Origin of the sequence: Sinisalibacter aestuarii (genome assembly GCF_027923545.1) — a bacterium.
In the GTDB taxonomy this organism is placed as follows: Bacteria; Pseudomonadota; Alphaproteobacteria; order Rhodobacterales; family Rhodobacteraceae; genus Sinisalibacter; species Sinisalibacter aestuarii.
Genome location: NZ_BROH01000008.1, coordinates 164,800 through 179,960, shown reverse-complemented (window position 1 = coordinate 179,960; position 15,161 = coordinate 164,800). Strand labels below are relative to the sequence as shown.

At 65.3% G+C, this 15,161-nt stretch carries 19 protein-coding genes; 7 read left to right on the top strand and 12 right to left on the bottom strand.

What is annotated here, in order from left to right:
* Nucleotides 1-192 precede the first annotated feature (192 nt).
* Complete coding sequence (locus tag QMG28_RS14230) at nt 193-1,338, bottom strand: MFS transporter (protein WP_281842980.1); 1,146 nt, start codon at nt 1,336-1,338, stop codon at nt 193-195.
* A 182-nt stretch (nt 1,339-1,520) separates the two neighbouring features.
* Between QMG28_RS14230 and QMG28_RS14225 the strand changes: the two genes are divergently transcribed.
* The 7 genes from QMG28_RS14225 to malQ all read left to right on the top strand — a co-directional run bounded on the left by QMG28_RS14225 (nt 1,521) and on the right by malQ (nt 7,736).
* Nucleotides 1,521-2,159, top strand: coding sequence for a 50S ribosomal protein L25/general stress protein Ctc (locus QMG28_RS14225; protein ID WP_281842979.1), 639 nt, complete (start codon nt 1,521-1,523; stop codon nt 2,157-2,159).
* A 169-nt stretch (nt 2,160-2,328) separates the two neighbouring features.
* Nucleotides 2,329-3,006: an aminoacyl-tRNA hydrolase gene (pth, locus tag QMG28_RS14220; protein ID WP_281842978.1), complete on the top strand. Its 678-nt coding sequence runs from the start codon at nt 2,329-2,331 to the stop codon at nt 3,004-3,006.
* A complete protein-coding gene (locus tag QMG28_RS14215; protein ID WP_281842977.1) occupies nt 3,003-4,085 on the top strand; it encodes a DUF2332 domain-containing protein in 1,083 nt (360 codons plus the stop codon). Before pth ends, QMG28_RS14215 begins: the two co-directional genes overlap by 4 nt.
* 7 nt (nt 4,086-4,092) lie before the next feature.
* The gene (locus QMG28_RS14210; protein WP_281842976.1) at nt 4,093-4,335 is read left to right on the top strand and encodes a CDGSH iron-sulfur domain-containing protein; all 243 of its coding nucleotides are present in this window, start codon (nt 4,093-4,095) and stop codon (nt 4,333-4,335) included.
* A gap of 1 nt (nt 4,336) precedes the next feature.
* Complete coding sequence (locus QMG28_RS14205) at nt 4,337-5,503, top strand: serine hydrolase domain-containing protein (RefSeq protein WP_281842975.1); 1,167 nt, start codon at nt 4,337-4,339, stop codon at nt 5,501-5,503.
* Nucleotides 5,500-5,874: a DUF2237 family protein gene (locus QMG28_RS14200; protein WP_281842974.1), complete on the top strand. Its 375-nt coding sequence runs from the start codon at nt 5,500-5,502 to the stop codon at nt 5,872-5,874. The genes QMG28_RS14205 and QMG28_RS14200 overlap by 4 nt, the downstream gene beginning before the upstream one ends.
* A gap of 47 nt (nt 5,875-5,921) precedes the next feature.
* Nucleotides 5,922-7,736: a 4-alpha-glucanotransferase gene (gene malQ / locus QMG28_RS14195; RefSeq protein ID WP_281842973.1), complete on the top strand. Its 1,815-nt coding sequence runs from the start codon at nt 5,922-5,924 to the stop codon at nt 7,734-7,736.
* 6 nt (nt 7,737-7,742) lie between these two features.
* Here the strand turns inward: malQ and QMG28_RS14190 are convergent, their stop codons facing one another.
* The 11 genes from QMG28_RS14190 to rpsA all read right to left on the bottom strand — a co-directional run bounded on the left by QMG28_RS14190 (nt 7,743) and on the right by rpsA (nt 15,111).
* Nucleotides 7,743-8,294, bottom strand: a complete 552-nt coding sequence (locus QMG28_RS14190) for a helix-turn-helix transcriptional regulator (protein WP_281842972.1) — start codon at nt 8,292-8,294, stop codon at nt 7,743-7,745.
* Between the two features lie 69 nt (nt 8,295-8,363).
* A complete protein-coding gene (locus QMG28_RS14185; protein WP_281842971.1) occupies nt 8,364-8,819 on the bottom strand; it encodes a hypothetical protein in 456 nt (151 codons plus the stop codon).
* Between the two features lie 75 nt (nt 8,820-8,894).
* Nucleotides 8,895-9,341 carry a hypothetical protein gene (locus QMG28_RS14180; RefSeq protein WP_281842970.1) on the bottom strand — a complete coding sequence of 149 codons (447 nt, stop codon included), beginning with the start codon at nt 9,339-9,341 and terminating at the stop codon, nt 8,895-8,897.
* A 186-nt stretch (nt 9,342-9,527) separates the two neighbouring features.
* Entirely contained in the window at nt 9,528-10,781 is a 1,254-nt protein-coding gene (gene trpB, locus QMG28_RS14175) for a tryptophan synthase subunit beta (protein ID WP_281842969.1), read from the bottom strand.
* Nucleotides 10,782-10,916: 135 nt separating this feature from the next.
* Nucleotides 10,917-11,192 carry an N-(5'-phosphoribosyl)anthranilate isomerase gene (locus QMG28_RS14170; RefSeq protein ID WP_281842968.1) on the bottom strand — a complete coding sequence of 92 codons (276 nt, stop codon included), beginning with the start codon at nt 11,190-11,192 and terminating at the stop codon, nt 10,917-10,919.
* A gap of 34 nt (nt 11,193-11,226) precedes the next feature.
* Nucleotides 11,227-11,676, bottom strand: a complete 450-nt coding sequence (locus tag QMG28_RS14165) for a GNAT family N-acetyltransferase (protein ID WP_281842967.1) — start codon at nt 11,674-11,676, stop codon at nt 11,227-11,229.
* Nucleotides 11,673-12,311, bottom strand: a complete 639-nt coding sequence (locus QMG28_RS14160) for a phosphoribosylanthranilate isomerase (protein ID WP_281842966.1) — start codon at nt 12,309-12,311, stop codon at nt 11,673-11,675. The genes QMG28_RS14165 and QMG28_RS14160 overlap by 4 nt, the downstream gene beginning before the upstream one ends.
* Before the next feature lie 9 nt (nt 12,312-12,320).
* A complete protein-coding gene (locus tag QMG28_RS14155) occupies nt 12,321-12,671 on the bottom strand; it encodes a LapA family protein (RefSeq protein ID WP_281842965.1) in 351 nt (116 codons plus the stop codon).
* A gap of 11 nt (nt 12,672-12,682) precedes the next feature.
* Nucleotides 12,683-12,964, bottom strand: coding sequence for an integration host factor subunit beta (gene ihfB / locus QMG28_RS14150; RefSeq protein WP_281842964.1), 282 nt, complete (start codon nt 12,962-12,964; stop codon nt 12,683-12,685).
* A gap of 228 nt (nt 12,965-13,192) precedes the next feature.
* A complete protein-coding gene (locus QMG28_RS14145) occupies nt 13,193-13,336 on the bottom strand; it encodes a hypothetical protein (RefSeq protein WP_281842963.1) in 144 nt (47 codons plus the stop codon).
* A gap of 95 nt (nt 13,337-13,431) precedes the next feature.
* Nucleotides 13,432-15,111, bottom strand: coding sequence for a 30S ribosomal protein S1 (gene rpsA / locus QMG28_RS14140; protein WP_281842962.1), 1,680 nt, complete (start codon nt 15,109-15,111; stop codon nt 13,432-13,434).
* Nucleotides 15,112-15,161 lie beyond the last annotated feature (50 nt).

Below are 15,161 nucleotides of genomic sequence, written 5' to 3'. Positions count from 1 at the left end.
CAAACTGAAGCAATACAGGGGCCTGGCCACCCGCTACGACAAACACGCCGAGACCTTCATGGCCGGCGTCACTCTGGCCGCCATCCGCATCGCAATACGGGCTAATGAGTCTACGGCCTAGAATCCTAGAATCCTAGAATCCTAGAATCGAAATCATCTGGCACCCTGCAATAGAAGACTTTTCCAGCCCCTTCATCCACGCCGCGACAGCGCCAGAACCGCCGGGATGATCAGCGCCACGATCACCGCGACAGCGCCGAATGACACCCGCAGGTTCCAGATTTCGGCCAGCCCGCCCATCATCGACGGCCCGATGAAAAAGCCGAGCAGCCCCGCCATCCATGTGCGCGAAATCGCGGCGGGCCGGGCCGCGTCCGAGACGAGCCGGCCGATGATCGAGTTCGTCGCCGGCACGATCACGGCCATGCCAAGGCCCAGCACCGCCACGCCGAGGATCACCACGCCCTGTGTCGGGGCGGTTGCAATGATCACCGCGCCGATGCTGCCCAGCACCGCCGATCCGAGGATCAGCCGCGCCTCGCCGGCGGCGCTGGCCACGACCTGCCCGGCTAGCCGGCCCAGGAACATCACGAAGCCCAGTGTCGCCGGGCCGAAGCTGCCCTCGCCCGGCGCGCCGCCCAGCGTGCGCTCGATATGCAGGGCCGACCAGGCTTCCGTCGCATTCTCGCCGATGAAACCGGCAAACAGGATCAGCCCGCCCAGCACCACCACCGCCCAGGGCGGCGTGGATGCCCTGGCGGCGTCTTCCGGGTCATCGACCGGCGGCAGAACGCTGCGATCCCAGCCGAAAAGAACCACCACGAGCGCGAACACCGACAGCACCGGCAACACGTCGCCCGGGCCATAGCCCGCCTGCCGCGCGAAGGCGACGCCGAAGGCGGTGAGCCCGAAGAACAGCGAAAACACCGCGTGGTTCACGCTTTGCAAATGCTTGCCCGCCCGTGCTTCGAGCTGGGCAATACGCACGTTCGCCGTCATATCCGCGAGTGCCACCGCGCCGCCTGCAAAGAACAACGCGATGCCGAGGCCGAGCGGCGAGGCGGCAAACAGCGGAAGGAACAGCGCAAGCGCAATCCCAAGCCCCGCCAGCGGGAGTGCCCAGCCGCCGAGCGCCCGACCGATCCTGGGCGCGAGGCCCATCGTGATCATCGAGCCGACCGCCGGGGCAAGCAGCGCCCCGCCCAGCTCGGCATCGGAGGCCGACACCATCGCCTTCAGATCCGGCATCAGGCTCGCCAGCCCGCCCCAGTGAATCCCCACCGCCGCCAGCGTGAGCATCGGCGCGCGCGTGATCCGTGCTGCTTCCAGAACCGACATCCCGGCCCCCTTTTCTCAACTCCCCGGATCGGTAGAACCGCGGGCGCGCGGGTGCAACCTTCCGCCGCCGCCAATGCGGTGTTTTTTCCCTTCCCCCGGCACCGATTCCGGTCTATACGCCCCTGCTCATGCGGGCGTTGCACCCTTGGAGGAACCCCGCGCTTACAATCTGGAGAAAACCCATGGCTCGTGAAATTCCTGACTTTCACGCCACGGTACGGACGGGGACAGGCAAGGGGGCCGCTCGTCAAGCTCGTCGCGAAGGGCTCGTACCTGGCATCGTGTACGGTGGCGAATCTGATCCGCTGCCGATCAACATCCCCTTCAACGTACTGCTGAAGAAGCTCAAGGAAGGCCGCTTCCTCTCGACGCTCTTCAACCTCAAGGTCGATGGCCACGATGACGTGCGCGTCATCTGCCGCGCCGTTGAGCGTGACATCGTGAAAGACCTGCCGACGCATGTGGATTTCATGCGCCTGCACCGCAATACGCGGATCAACATCTTCATCCATGTCGAATTCATCAACGAAGAAACCGCCCCCGGCATCAAGAAGGGTGGCGTGCTCGTGGTGACGCGTCCGGATGTCGAGCTGAGCGTGATCGCCGGCGACATCCCGGAGAAGATCGTGGTCGATCTCGCCGGCCGCAACGTTGGCGACGTGATCCATATTTCCGACGTGACCCTGCCCGATGGCGTGAAGCCGACCATCGAGCGGAACTTCATCATCGCCTCGATCTCGGCCCCGTCGGGCCTGCGCGGCGCCGACGAAGAGACCGACGAGACGCCGGAAACCGAAGTGATCGGCGAATCCGAAGAGTGATCGCCCGACAGCGGAACGATACGGAACGGGGCCTTCGGGCCCCGTTTTTCATGGGCGAAAGCCAGTTTGGGCGCTCCATGCGCCCGCCGCCTTGGCATTCCCGCCGGGCTCGCATAATTTGAGCCCACCCGGTCCCGTGGGCCGGAGCCGAAGTCCAGCCGGAGGCGGAATGAAACTTTTTGTCGGTCTCGGAAATCCCGGCGCGAAATATGCGCGCAACCGGCACAATATCGGGTTCATGGCGGTCGACCGGATCGCCGAAGATCACGGCTTTTCGCCATGGCGGGCCAAGTTTCAGGGCCTCACCTGCGAAGGCCTCCTTGGCCGCGAGAAGGTGGTTCTGCTCAAGCCCGAAACCTTCATGAACCTGTCGGGCCAATCCGTCGGCGAGGCGATGCGCTTCTTCAAGCTCACGCCGGAGGATGTAACCGTCTTTCATGACGAGCTCGATCTCGCGCCCGGCAAGCTAAAACTTAAGACGGGTGGCGGCCATGCCGGCCATAACGGGCTGCGCTCGATCCATGCGCATATTGGCGAAAATTATGCGCGGGTGCGCCTCGGCATCGGCCATCCCGGCCACAAGGACAGGGTGGCGCATTATGTGCTGTCCGATTTCGCCAGGGCCGACGAAGCCTGGCTCGACGATCTGCTGCGCGGGATCGGCGACGGGGCCGTGCATCTTGCCGAGGGCGACGGGGCGAAGTTCACCAATGCCGTGGCCCTGCGCTTCGCGCCGGCCAAATCCGCGCCCAAACCGAAACCGCAAGCGGTGGCCCAGCCCGCCCCGATCGCCGGGGCCGGCGATGCCCGGTCGCCGCTTCAGAAACTCGTGGACAAGTTCCGGTGACGCTGTCCGACGCCTTCCTCGACCAGGCCCGGTCCAACCGCAGCCTCGGCTCTCCCTTCACCGCCCGGGTGCTTACCCTGCTGGCCGACCGGCTCGCGCCCGGCAACCCGGTGGTCGACCGGATGAACGACTGGCCAGGCGATATCGGCAATCGCGGCGCCTCGCTGGCGCTGCGCCTGCTCGGCGGGCTGCATTGGCTGGTGCTCGCCGGCGATTGCCCCGATCTCGCCGCCTGCTATCCGCCGAACCCGCGCCCCGACGATGCCACGCTCATCGCCGCGCTCGACCGCGCGCTGGCCGAGCATCAGCCCACGCTCATGCGCGCGCTCGACTATCCGCCGCAAACCAATGAAGTGCGCCGCGCCGCCGTGATGATCGCCACCGCCCACTGGCTTGCCGAGCAGTTCGGCATCTCGCGCTTCATCGCCTCCGAACTGGGCGCCGCCGCCGGGCTGAATCTGATGTGGGACAAGTACCGCCTCGACCTTGCCTGCGGCGTCTTCGGCCCCCGCTCCAGCGCCGTGCGGCTCGATCCCGAATGGCGCGGCCCCTGCCCGCCCGATGCCGAGATCGAGGTGATCGACCGGCGCGGCGCCGATCTTCATCCGATCGACCCGCACGATCCCGACGACGCGCTGCGCCTGACCTCCTATCTCTGGCCCGACCAGCCCTGGCGGATCGAGCGCGCCCGCGCGGCGATGGCGCTGGCCGGGGCGACGGTCGACAAGGCGGATGCGGGCGACTGGCTGGCCGAGCGCCTCGCCACGCTTCATCCGGGCACGATCCACCTCGTCACCCACACCGTCGCCTGGCAATATTTCGGCGAAGAGACCTACACCAAATGCACCGCCGCGTTCGATGCCGCCGGTGCCCGCGCCACGGATGATGCCCCGCTCGCGCGGCTTTCGATGGAAGGCGATGACCGCAAGGGCGAAGGCGCGCCGATCATCCTCACGATCTGGCCCGGCGGTCATGTGATCAAGCTCGGCCGGGTCGATTTTCATGGCCGCTGGGTCGATTGGAACGCGCCCGCGCACCTGCCGGGAAAACCTCGTAAAAAGCTCAAACCGAAGGAGTAACCCCCATATGACCGATACCCCCAACATCGCCCAGAAAGGCCCCTTCGCGGTCGAGGTCGAGGAAGGCAAAAACTATTTCTGGTGCGCCTGCGGGAAATCGAAAAACCAGCCCTTCTGCGACGGATCGCACAAGGATACAAACTTCCGCCCGGTGAAATACACCGCCGAAGCCTCGAAGAAGGTGTTTTTCTGCGGCTGCAAGCACAGCGCCAACAAACCGCTCTGCGACGGCACCCACAACAAGCTCTGAGATGCGTCTGCGCCGCCGCGTCCTCCTCATCGTCCTCGTGCTGATCGCGGCTATCGCGATTGCCGGCATCGCCAAGCGCGAAGAGATCGCCCGGCTCGCGGCGGTGAACACGCTGTTCGACGAAGGCAGGATCGTCGGCAATTTCTCCAACATGGGCGCGCTGTTCCACACCGCGCCCATGCCGATCACCGGCCTTGCCGGCCCGCTCCCGCCGGCACCTGCCGCCGCCGCGCTGCCCCCGGGCACGCAGGAATGGATCGCCGAGCGCAATATCACCGCCCTCGTCGTGCTGCGCCGGGGCGAGCTGGTGCACGAGAGCTACTACCTCGGCACCGGGCCGGGTGACCGGCGGATTTCGTGGTCGGTCGCCAAGAGCTTTCTCGCCGCCCTTCTCGGCATCTATGTGGAGAACGGCGCGATTGCCTCGATTGAAGACCCGGTAACGAAATACGCCCCCGAACTCGCCAGCTCGGCCTATGACGGGGCGACGATCCGCAACGTGCTCAACATGGCCTCCGGCGTCGCCTTCAACGAGGATTACCTGGATTTCTGGTCCGACATCAACCGGATGGGCCGGGTCATAGCGCTTGGCGGCTCGCTCGACGATTTCGCCGCCTCGATCACCGAGCGGCGCGCAGCCCCGGGCAAGGGCTTTCACTACGTCTCCATCGACACGCACGTGCTTGGCATGGTGCTGCGCGGCGCGACCGGCGAGCGCATCCCGGAGCTGATGAACCGCCATATCCTCGGCCCGCTCGGGCTGGAGGCGGAGCCCTATTACCTCACCGATGGCGACGGCAACGCCTTCGTGCTCGGCGGGCTGAACCTGACAACCCGCGATTATGCCCGCTTCGGCCAGATGATCCTGCAGGGCGGCACCTGGCAGGGCCAGCCGCTCGTGCCCACGGCCTGGGTGAACGAGATGACCGCCGAGAGTGCACCGCGCCCCAGCGGCACCGAGCCACGCTACGGCTATCAATGGTGGCTGCCCGACGATCCCCGCCCCGGCGAGGTCTTTGCCCAGGGCGTCTATGGCCAGTATATCTGGATCGACCGGGCGGCGGATGTGGTGATCGCCATCAACGCCGCCGACCGGGGTTTTCTCGACCCCGGCGTTCAGGACGGCAATATCGGGAAGATGCGCGCTATCGTGGAGGCCGTGCGATGAAACCTGAAGCGGACCAACCGATCAACGTTCTCGGCGGCGAACTCCTGATGTGCTGCGACGATCCGGTGACGGGCTTCTTCCGAGACGGCTATTGCAACACCAATGACGCCGATATCGGCCGACACACGATCTGCGCGATCATGACCGCCGAATTCCTCGCCTATTCGAAATATGTGGGCAACGACCTCAGCACGCCCCGGCCGGAATGGAACTTCCCCGGTCTCAAGCCCGGCGATCAGTGGTGCGTGGTCGCCGCGCGCTTCCTGCAGGCCCATGATGAGGGCTGCGCGCCCAATGTGCGGCTTGAGGCAACCCATATTCGCGCGCTCGAAGTGATCACGCTGGACATCTTGCGCCGCTACGCGGTGTGACCGAACGAGCGGCACGCCCACACGAAGGCGGCCGGGGAGAGCAGGCAATGGACCGCAACAGGCTGAACGAATTGTGCTGGGCCTCGGGCATCACCACCCATTACGGCCACCGCGAAGTGCCCGACGAAACCAAGCTGAGCCTGCTGGCCGCGCTCGGTGTGGATGAGGCGACGCCACCCGGCGCCGCCGGTGTTCCCGATTTCCATGGCCAGCCGGATGCCCGCGCGGCCATGCCCGACTGGCTCGCAGCGGCCCCGACCTGGGGGCTGTTCTGCCAGCTTTACGAACTGCGCTCGGCCCGCTCCTGGGGGATCGGCGATTTCGGCGATCTCGCCCGCCTTGCCGGGGTGGCGGGGGCGGCGGGGGCCGATTTTGTCGGCATCAATCCGGTGCACGCGCTCTTTCTTGGCGACCCGGAGCGGTGCAGCCCCTTCATGCCGTCCAACCGGCGCTTCCTGAACCCGCTCTACATCGCGATGGACGATCTGCCGGCAAGCACACGCCCCGACAAGGCCGCCCTCGCGGCGGTCGAGGCCGCGGAGCTTGTGGATTATCCCGCCGTCGCGGCGCTGAAACTCAAGGGGTTGCGCACCGTCTTCAACCGCAATCCCTTTGACGACGGCGCGCACAGAGAAGCCGATTTCGATACCTTCTGCGCCGAGGGCGGCGAGGCCCTCGCGCGCCACGCGCTGTTCGAGGCGCTCTCGCTGCACCTCACCGACGCGGGGCATTACGCCGGCTGGTATGGCTGGCCGGAGGAGTACAAACACGCCGACAGCGAGGCCGTGGCCGCCTTTGCCAAAAGCCACACCAGGGAGGTGCGCTTTCACCTCTGGCTGCAATGGATCGCCGCCCGCCAGCTTAACGCCGCCCATGCCGCGGCCCGTGCGGCGGGGATGCGCATCGGCCTCTATCTCGACCTTGCGGTCGGCGAGGCGATGGACGGCTCCGCCACCTGGGGCAATCCCGGCATGGTCCTGGACGGCGTGGTCGTCGGAGCGCCGCCGGATGTGTTTTCGCAAGATGGCCAGATGTGGGATCTCGCCGCGCTCAATCCGGTCACACTGGCCGCAAGCGATTACGCGCCGCTGCGCGCGCTGATCAAGGCGCAGCTCGACCATGCCGGGGCGCTCCGGATCGACCACGTGATGGTGCTGCGCCAGCTCTTCCTCATCCCGCAGGGCGCCCCCGCCTCGGCGGGCACCCACATGGCCTATCCCTTCGTCGAAATGCTGCGCGTGGTGGCGGAGGAAAGCCGGAGCCACGGCGCGGTGATGATCGGCGAAGATCTCGGCTTCGTGCCGGACGGGTTCCGCGAAACAATGCAGGCGGCCAATATCCTCGCCTACCGCATCCTCTATTTCGAGCAGGAATACGGGCTGTTCCGCCGCAGCACGACCTATCCCGAGCAGGCGCTGGCCTGCATCTCCACCCACGATCTGCCCACGCTCGCCGGCTGGTGGGCGGGCGAAGACATCGCCCAGCGCCGCGCCTTCGGCCTGATCGGCGAAGACCTCGCCGCCGAGCAGGAGCGGCGTCGGATCGACGAGCGCACCGCGCTGGTCAATGCCTTCATCGACGGCGGCCAGTTGCCCGCCGATGCGCGCGACGGCGACGAGGCCGCGCTGCCGCCGCGCGTGCTTGCCGCCGCCTACCGGTTTCTCGGCGCCACGCCATCGCGGCTCGTCGGCGTCCGGCTGGCCGACCTGATCGGCCCCAACGCCCAGACCAACGTGCCCGGCACGGTAAGCGAACACCCCAACTGGCGCCGCCGCGGCACGGTGGCGGTGGACGACATCGCCGCCATCCCCGCCTTTCAGGAGATCACCAAGGCAATGCGCGCTGGCCGCCCGCGCGGATAGCGGCGCTCAACCCGCAGGGCGCAGCGGCTCGGTCGGCCCGGAGGTCTCCGGCGCGGGCGCGGACGGGCTGGCCGGCGCACCCTCATCCATCAGTTCTTCGATGAACAGGCTCAGAAGCTGGCTGCGCCCGTTCACTCCGGCCTTGCGGTAAATCGCGTTGGTCTGCGCCTTCACGGTGCCTTCGGAAGTGCTGCGCAGCGCCGCGATCTCCTGCGTCGTCATCCCCTTGACGCAGAACAGCGCCACGTCGCGCTCGGCCGGGGTCAGCCCCCATTCGGTGAAGGAGTCATTGACCACTTCCATGAAGGCGCTCGACGCCCGGCGCAGCCGCTCCTCGGCGGATTTCTGGCGCTGGCGCGAGCGCTTCAACGCAAATGCGCCAAGCACGAAGCCGATCAACAGCCCCAGCGCCGCCCCGATCTCGATCACCTCGCGCACTTCCCACGAGATCGGCGTGGAACGAAAGCCGATATAGGACGACAGAATATCGGTGATGAAGAAGAAGGCGCAGGCCGCCTGGATCACCAGGGCGAGCATGATCACGTGGCGATCACGCATGGCCCAGGCGCCCCACGCAGAGCAGCGTCACATCGGGCGGATATCTGCGCGCCGGCGGAGGCAACGGCATCAGTCGTCGTCCTCGTTGTCGTCCTTATCGTCCTTGTCGTCCTTGTCGTCATCCTTATCATCGTCGCGATCATCGTCACGGTCGTCATCCCGATCGTCGTCACGATCATCGTCGCGGTCGTCGTCGCGATCGTCACTGGACGGAGAGCCATTGTCACCGTCGTCATCGCCAGGCGCGATCAATTGCTGCGCGCGGCCTGCCGAAAGCGTCGTCCAGTAGTCGCGCAGAATCTCGCCGGTGCGCGGGTTCAGGATGATTTCGCGGGTGTAGTCCGGCGAGGTGGCAAAGATCCGGACCCGGCCCAGCAGCGTTTTTGAAATGCGCACGCGGCTGAACCCCTGATCGCTGAGCTGGGCAACGATCATGTCCTGCACGTCCTCGACACCCTGTGCCGCCGCGGGCGTTCCCGCGACGGTCATGGCCAGGGCACCGGCTGCAAGCAGATTTCGGATCATCTGGAACTCCGCAGTCTTCGCATCAGAGTGCCGTGTCGCGGGCCGGTAATCAACCGGCCCGGCTTTGCGCGGCGATCAATCGTCGTCGTCGTTGTCGCGATCATCGTCGCGGTCGTCATCCCGATCGTCGTCGCGGTCATCGTCATGATCGTCGTCATCGTCGTCGTCATGATCGTCGTCGTGATCGTCATCATCGTCGTCATCATCGAAGAGATCATCATCGTCGTCGTCGTCGTCATCATCGTCGTCGTCGTCATCCGAGCCGAAGCCCCGGAAGCCGTCGTCGTCCAGCTCTTCCTTCAGCAGAGTACCGTCTGCACCGAACGTGAGCTCGGATTTGCCGTTGGGGCCGGTCGCCTCGACCTTCACGCTGTTCGGGCCGTTGACGATTTCCAGCTTGGTGAACTCCCCGTTCGACAGTCTCGCAATGATGTCATCGAGCACCGTCTGGTCGACGGCCATGACGGGGGTGGCGAGAAAGCCGGCGGCCGCGCCGGTGAGCAGGAAAGATTTGAGTTTCATTGTCTGGTTCCTCATTGATAGGTCGTTTCCAACCCGGACGACTGCCCGGACGCTCGAAATCAGCCGCAACGGAATGCAGAAAGATATCGGCCACGGGTTTAGACGCCCCCGCATAAACCTGCCGGACATCGCCATAAACCAGAGTTTAGGCTCAGATTTGGCCGCGCAAACGAGGCCCGGACGCCATCAGTCGGAGAAGTTTCGGCCCTCGGTCAGCCCCGACATATCGGTGCCCAGCGCCTTGGCGACGGTGAAGATATCCTTGTCGCCCCGCCCGCAGAGGTTCATCACGATGATGTGGTCCTGCGGCAGATCGGGCGCGATCTTCGCCACATGCGCAAGCGCATGGCTCGGCTCCAGCGCGGGGATGATGCCCTCGGTCTCGCACAGAAGCTGGAAGGCGTCGAGCGCCTCGCGGTCGGTGATCGACACGTATTCCGCCCGCCCCACATCGTGCAGCCAGGAATGCTCCGGGCCGATGCCGGGGTAGTCGAGCCCGGCCGAGATCGAATAGCCTTCAAGGATCTGGCCGTCGTCGTCCTGCAACAGGTAGGTGCGGTTGCCGTGCAGCACGCCGGGCCGCCCGCCGGTGAGGCTCGCGCAATGCTCGACCTTCTCGTTCACGCCCTTGCCGCCGGCCTCGACGCCGATGATGCCCACACCCTTGTCGTCGAGGAACGGATAGAACAGCCCCATGGCGTTGGAGCCGCCGCCGATGGCGGCCACCAGCGTATCGGGCAGCCGGCCCTCGGCCTTGAGGATCTGCTCCTTCGCCTCCTTGCCGATGATCGACTGGAAATCGCGCACCATCGCCGGGTAGGGGTGCGGCCCCGCCACCGTGCCGATGCAATAGAAGGTGTCGCGCACATTGGTCACCCAGTCGCGCAGCGCGTCGTTCATCGCGTCCTTCAGCGTGCCGCGCCCGGAGGTCACCGGCACCACATCCGCCCCCAGAAGCTTCATGCGGAAGACGTTGGGCGCCTGCCGCTCGACGTCATGCGCGCCCATATAGACGACGCATTGCAGGCCGAACTTGGCGCAGACCGTCGCGGTGGCCACGCCATGCTGGCCGGCGCCGGTCTCGGCAATGATCCGGGTCTTGCCCATGCGGCGGGCAAGGATGATCTGGCCGAGCACGTTGTTGATCTTGTGCGCGCCGGTGTGGTTGAGCTCGTCACGCTTGAGGTAGATCTTCGCGCCACCCAGCCGTTCGGACAGCCGTTGGGCATAGTAGAGCGGCGAGGGGCGGCCGACATAGTGGGTCCAGAGGTCATCCATCTCGGCCCAGAAGGTCGGATCGTCCTTCGCCTTTTCATATTCCGCTTCCAGATCGAGGATCAGCGGCATCAGCGTTTCCGACACGAACCGCCCGCCGTAATCGCCGAACCGGCCCTTTTCATCGGGGCCTTTCATGAAGGAATTGAAAAGATCGTCGGCCATGGTTTTGCCCTCGCGCTTGCTCGTCCTGTCCTAGAACGTGCTCGGGTGCAGGGCAAGACAGCGTTTCGAAACGCTGTGCCTACGCGGTTTCGAAACCGCGTTACACGCCGCTTCGAAGCGGCGTCCGCTCGCGGGTTAACCCGTTTCGGTGTGGAGCCGCGCCGAAGGCGGCGATACCGCCGCGCCAACCCGCCGGATCGGTTGTGCGTTACAGAAGACCACGAAGTGCCGCCCGTTCTCCACGGCCTGGAAGCCGCGCCGCGCAACCTCGCCAAGAAACATCTCGCGCCCGACAAGGCGCTCGACATCGCGGATCTGCCGCTTGACCACGCCGCCTTTTGCCGCCTCACCGGAGGAGAAAACCTGCGCCAGCCAGCGCTCTGGCGTAAGATAATCCGGTAACTGTCCCATGGATCCGGTTTACCCGGAACTGGTTAACAGCCCGTTACTCATCCAGCGTTTTCTTGAACCCCACATGGCTCGCCACATAACCATGCCGCTCATAGAACCGCAGGGCATCGTCGCGCACCGCATTGGATGTGAGTTGCATCAGCACCGCGCCGCCGGCACGCGCACGCGCCTCGGCATCGGCCAACAGACCGGCGCCCACGCCCTGCCCCCGCAGACCGGCGTGCACCCGCACCCCCTCGATCTGCGCGCGCGTGGCGGCGGCGATGGAAAGCCCATGGATCAGGGTAAGCTGGTAGCAGGCCACCACCTCGCCCGCGCGGGTGCCGACCACGAGCGTATTCCACGGTTCTGCCGCCACCACGTCGAACGCGGCAAAGTAGGGATCGAGCGCGGCGCTCTCACGCTGCGCACCCAGCGCATCGTTGGCCAGCAAATCCACGATCACGGGCACATCCGCCCGCACCGCCTCGCGCCATTCAATCATCGCAGCGCCTCCATGAATGCCCGGATCAGCCCCTCGTCCTTCACCCCCGGCGCGCTTTCCACGCCGGAGGACACGTCGACCTGCCGCGCCCCCGTCAGCCGCACGGCGAGGCCGACATTCTTCGGCGTGAGCCCGCCCGCCAGCATCCAGGGCCGTTGCCAGTGCCGCCCGGCAATCAGCTGCCAGTCGAAGGGCACGCCCATGCCGCCGGGAAGATCGGCCCCTTTGGGCGGCTTCGCATCGACAAGGATCTGGTCGGCCACCATTTCATAGGCCTCGACCTTCGCAAGATCTGCCGCCCCGGCGATGCCCACGGCCTTCATCACCGGCAAGCCATAGCGGGCACGGATTTCGGCCACGCGCTCCGGGCTTTCGGCGCCGTGAAGCTGCAGCATATCCACGGGCATTGTCGCCGTGATCCCGTCGAGCAGGGCATCGTCGGGATCGACCACAAGCGCCACCTTGGCCACGCCCGGCGGCACCTCGCGCGCAAGCGCCGTGGCCTGCGCGACCGACACGTTGCGCGGGCTTTTCGCGAAGAAGACAAAACCAAGATAGCGCGCGCCGGCATCAACCGCCCAGCGCACGTGATCGGGCGTGGACAGCCCGCAGATTTTTACCTGAACATCAGACATGGGCGCGGTTTACCGCCCGTTCTCAAGAAGCTCCAGCACATCGTCGCCGGGCCCGGCATGCTTCTGCTTCAGATCGCGCACCTCCTGGCTGAGCTTCACCGCAGCCTTCTCGGCCCGCTTGCCCTTGGCGCGCAGCTTGTATTCGCGCATCCACTCCCAGACGAAGCCGATCATGATCCCGGCAATGATGCCGAGGAAGATGACGATGAAGAGCGGCAGGCTCACCTGCCAGCTGAACCCGAGAAAGCCCGAAAGCTCCGCCGGCAGCAGATGCAGGGTCACCGCATCACGGTTTGCCAGCGCAACGGTAATGAGAATGACCGCGAGGGCGGCCAGAAAGGCATACCGGATGTAACGCATTTGAACGCCTCTTACTTGCCGTTCAGTCGATCGCGCAGAAACTTCCCGGTCTTGAAAAAGGGCACATGTTTCTCTTCCACGCTCACCGCTTCGCCGGTGCGCGGATTGCGCCCCACGCGGGCATCGCGTTTTTTCACCGAGAAGGCGCCGAAGCCGCGCAGTTCCACCCGGTCGCCCCGGGCCATGGCTTCGATGATCTCTTCAAAGATGGTGTTGACGATGCGCTCGACGTCGCGCTGGTAGAGGTGCGGGTTCTCGTCCGCGATCTTCTGGATCAGTTCCGACCGGATCATCCAAGCTCCCCCCGAAAGGCATGTGGGCGCGAATTGGCAGCGCGCCAACTTACTCGACTATAGGAGGAATCATCGCTCCGGGAAACAGGCTCGCTGGGTCTGAAGGCGATGAATTTGCATCAAACCGGGCTGTTTTTTGCCGCAAAACCCGCCCCTTACACGTTTCCAACCCGATATGGCCCGCCGAATGCACGCGCCGCAGCGCGGCATTGGCGATTGATTCGCGGCTCAGCCCGAGGCGACATCGTCGAGCCGGTCGCGGGTCGCGGGCAGATGAGCGAGGCTCGCATCGAGCCGCGCGCACCAACACGGCCCCTGCGCGCGGGCGCTCTGCCAGGCCTCGGCCAGCTCGTCCGGCCGCTTTCGCAACATATGATTTTTTGTTGCGTAAGCCCTCTGGCCCATCCCCAAAAAGAAAACGGCCCCGGATCGCTCCGGGGCCGTCGAACCTGCTGAAGCCGTATGGCTTATTCGTCGCCCTTGAGGGCCGCGCCGAGGATGTCGCCGAGCGAGGCGCCCGAGTCGGACGAGCCGTATTGTTCCACGGCTTCCTTCTCTTCGGCGATCTCGCGGGCCTTGATCGACAGGCCGAGACGGCGCGACTTCGAGTCCACGTTGGTGACCCGCACGTCGATGTGGTCGCCGACCTGGAAGCGCTCGGGGCGCTGTTCGGCGCGGTCACGCGACAGATCCGAGCGGCGGATGAAGGATTTCATGCCTTCGTATTCCACCTCGATGCCGCCATCTTCGATCGCGCTCACGGTCACGGTGATGATCGAGCCACGCTTCACGCCGCCCACGGCTTCGGCGAACGGGTCGCCGTCGAGGGCTTTGATCGAGAGCGAGATGCGCTCCTTGTCGGTGTCGACTTCCGAGACCACCGCTTTGACGATATCGCCCTTGCGGTAGTTCTGGATGGCTTCCTCGCCGCGCTGATCCCAGCTCAGGTCGGAGAGGTGCACCATGCCGTCGATATCGCCGTCGAGACCGATGAACAGACCGAATTCGGTGATGTTCTTGACCTCGCCTTCGACCTCGGTGCCTTCCGGATGGGTCTCGGCGAAGAGCTCCCACGGATTGCGCATAGTCTGCTTGAGGCCGAGCGAGACGCGGCGCTTGGCGGCGTCGATCTCGAGCACCATGACGTCGACTTCCTGGCTGGTCGAAACGATCTTGCCGGGATGGACGTTTTTCTTGGTCCAGGACATTTCCGAGACGTGGACGAGACCTTCGACACCCGGCTCCAGCTCCACGAAGGCGCCGTAATCGGTGATGTTGGTCACGCGGCCCTTGTGCACCGAGCCCAGCGGGTACTTGGCGGCCACCAGATCCCACGGATCTTCCTGCAGCTGTTTCATGCCAAGGCTGATGCGGTGGGTTTCCTTGTTGATCTTGATCACCTGGACCTTGATGGTCTCGCCGATGTTCAGGATCTCGCTCGGGTGGTTCACCCGGCGCCAGGCCATGTCGGTCACGTGCAAGAGGCCATCAACGCCGCCGAGATCGACGAAGGCGCCGTATTCGGTGATGTTCTTGACCACGCCGTCAACGGTGTCGCCTTCCGAGAGCTTGCCGATGACTTCGGCGCGCTGTTCGGCGCGGCTTTCTTCGAGGATCGCGCGGCGCGACACCACGATGTTGCCGCGGCGGCGGTCCATCTTGAGAATCTGGAACGGCTGCTTGAGGCCCATGAGCGGGCCGGCGTCGCGCACCGGGCGCACGTCAACCTGCGAGCCGGGCAGGAAGGCCACGGCGCCGCCGAGGTCGACGGTGAAGCCGCCCTTGACGCGGCCGAAGATCGCGCCTTCGACGCGGGCGTCGTCGGCATAGGCTTTTTCGAGGCGGTCCCAGGCTTCTTCGCGGCGGGCCATCTCGCGGCTGATCACCGCTTCGCCACGGGCGTTTTCGGCCGCACGCAGATACACCTCGACTTCATCGCCAACAGCGATGTTCGGGGCTTCACCGGGATTCGCGAATTCTTTCAGATCGACACGGCCTTCCATCTTGTAGCCCACGTCGATGATGGCCTGGCCAGCTTCCACGGCGATGACCTTGCCTTTGACGACAGACCCTTCGTCGGGCGTGTCCATTTCGAAGCTTTCGTTCAGGAGGGCTTCGAATTCCTCCATGGTCGCTTTAGCGCACATACGGTTTCTGTTTCCTTCAAAGTGCTATTCGGGCCAGGCGGTTGTGTCCG

Excerpts from the sequence above, each read along its gene's own strand:
- QMG28_RS14165 (WP_281842967.1), bottom strand. The coding sequence starts at position 11,676 with ATGATTGAATGGCGCGAGGCGGTGCGGGCGGATGTGCCCGTGATCGTG.
- QMG28_RS14185 (WP_281842971.1), bottom strand. The coding sequence starts at position 8,819 with ATGATCCGAAATCTGCTTGCAGCCGGTGCCCTGGCCATGACCGTCGCG.
- malQ (WP_281842973.1), top strand. The coding sequence starts at position 5,922 with ATGGACCGCAACAGGCTGAACGAATTGTGCTGGGCCTCGGGCATCACC.
- QMG28_RS14205 (WP_281842975.1), top strand. The coding sequence starts at position 4,337 with ATGCGTCTGCGCCGCCGCGTCCTCCTCATCGTCCTCGTGCTGATCGCG.
- QMG28_RS14230 (WP_281842980.1), bottom strand. The coding sequence starts at position 1,338 with ATGTCGGTTCTGGAAGCAGCACGGATCACGCGCGCGCCGATGCTCACG.
- QMG28_RS14145 (WP_281842963.1), bottom strand. The coding sequence starts at position 13,336 with ATGTTGCGAAAGCGGCCGGACGAGCTGGCCGAGGCCTGGCAGAGCGCC.
- trpB (WP_281842969.1), bottom strand. The coding sequence starts at position 10,781 with ATGGCCGACGATCTTTTCAATTCCTTCATGAAAGGCCCCGATGAAAAG.
- rpsA (WP_281842962.1), bottom strand. The coding sequence starts at position 15,111 with ATGTGCGCTAAAGCGACCATGGAGGAATTCGAAGCCCTCCTGAACGAA.
- pth (WP_281842978.1), top strand. The coding sequence starts at position 2,329 with ATGAAACTTTTTGTCGGTCTCGGAAATCCCGGCGCGAAATATGCGCGC.
- QMG28_RS14170 (WP_281842968.1), bottom strand. The coding sequence starts at position 11,192 with ATGGGACAGTTACCGGATTATCTTACGCCAGAGCGCTGGCTGGCGCAG.
- QMG28_RS14210 (WP_281842976.1), top strand. The coding sequence starts at position 4,093 with ATGACCGATACCCCCAACATCGCCCAGAAAGGCCCCTTCGCGGTCGAG.
- QMG28_RS14190 (WP_281842972.1), bottom strand. The coding sequence starts at position 8,294 with ATGCGTGATCGCCACGTGATCATGCTCGCCCTGGTGATCCAGGCGGCC.
- QMG28_RS14225 (WP_281842979.1), top strand. The coding sequence starts at position 1,521 with ATGGCTCGTGAAATTCCTGACTTTCACGCCACGGTACGGACGGGGACA.
- QMG28_RS14200 (WP_281842974.1), top strand. The coding sequence starts at position 5,500 with ATGAAACCTGAAGCGGACCAACCGATCAACGTTCTCGGCGGCGAACTC.
- QMG28_RS14155 (WP_281842965.1), bottom strand. The coding sequence starts at position 12,671 with ATGCGTTACATCCGGTATGCCTTTCTGGCCGCCCTCGCGGTCATTCTC.
- ihfB (WP_281842964.1), bottom strand. The coding sequence starts at position 12,964 with ATGATCCGGTCGGAACTGATCCAGAAGATCGCGGACGAGAACCCGCAC.
- QMG28_RS14180 (WP_281842970.1), bottom strand. The coding sequence starts at position 9,341 with ATGAAACTCAAATCTTTCCTGCTCACCGGCGCGGCCGCCGGCTTTCTC.
- QMG28_RS14160 (WP_281842966.1), bottom strand. The coding sequence starts at position 12,311 with ATGTCTGATGTTCAGGTAAAAATCTGCGGGCTGTCCACGCCCGATCAC.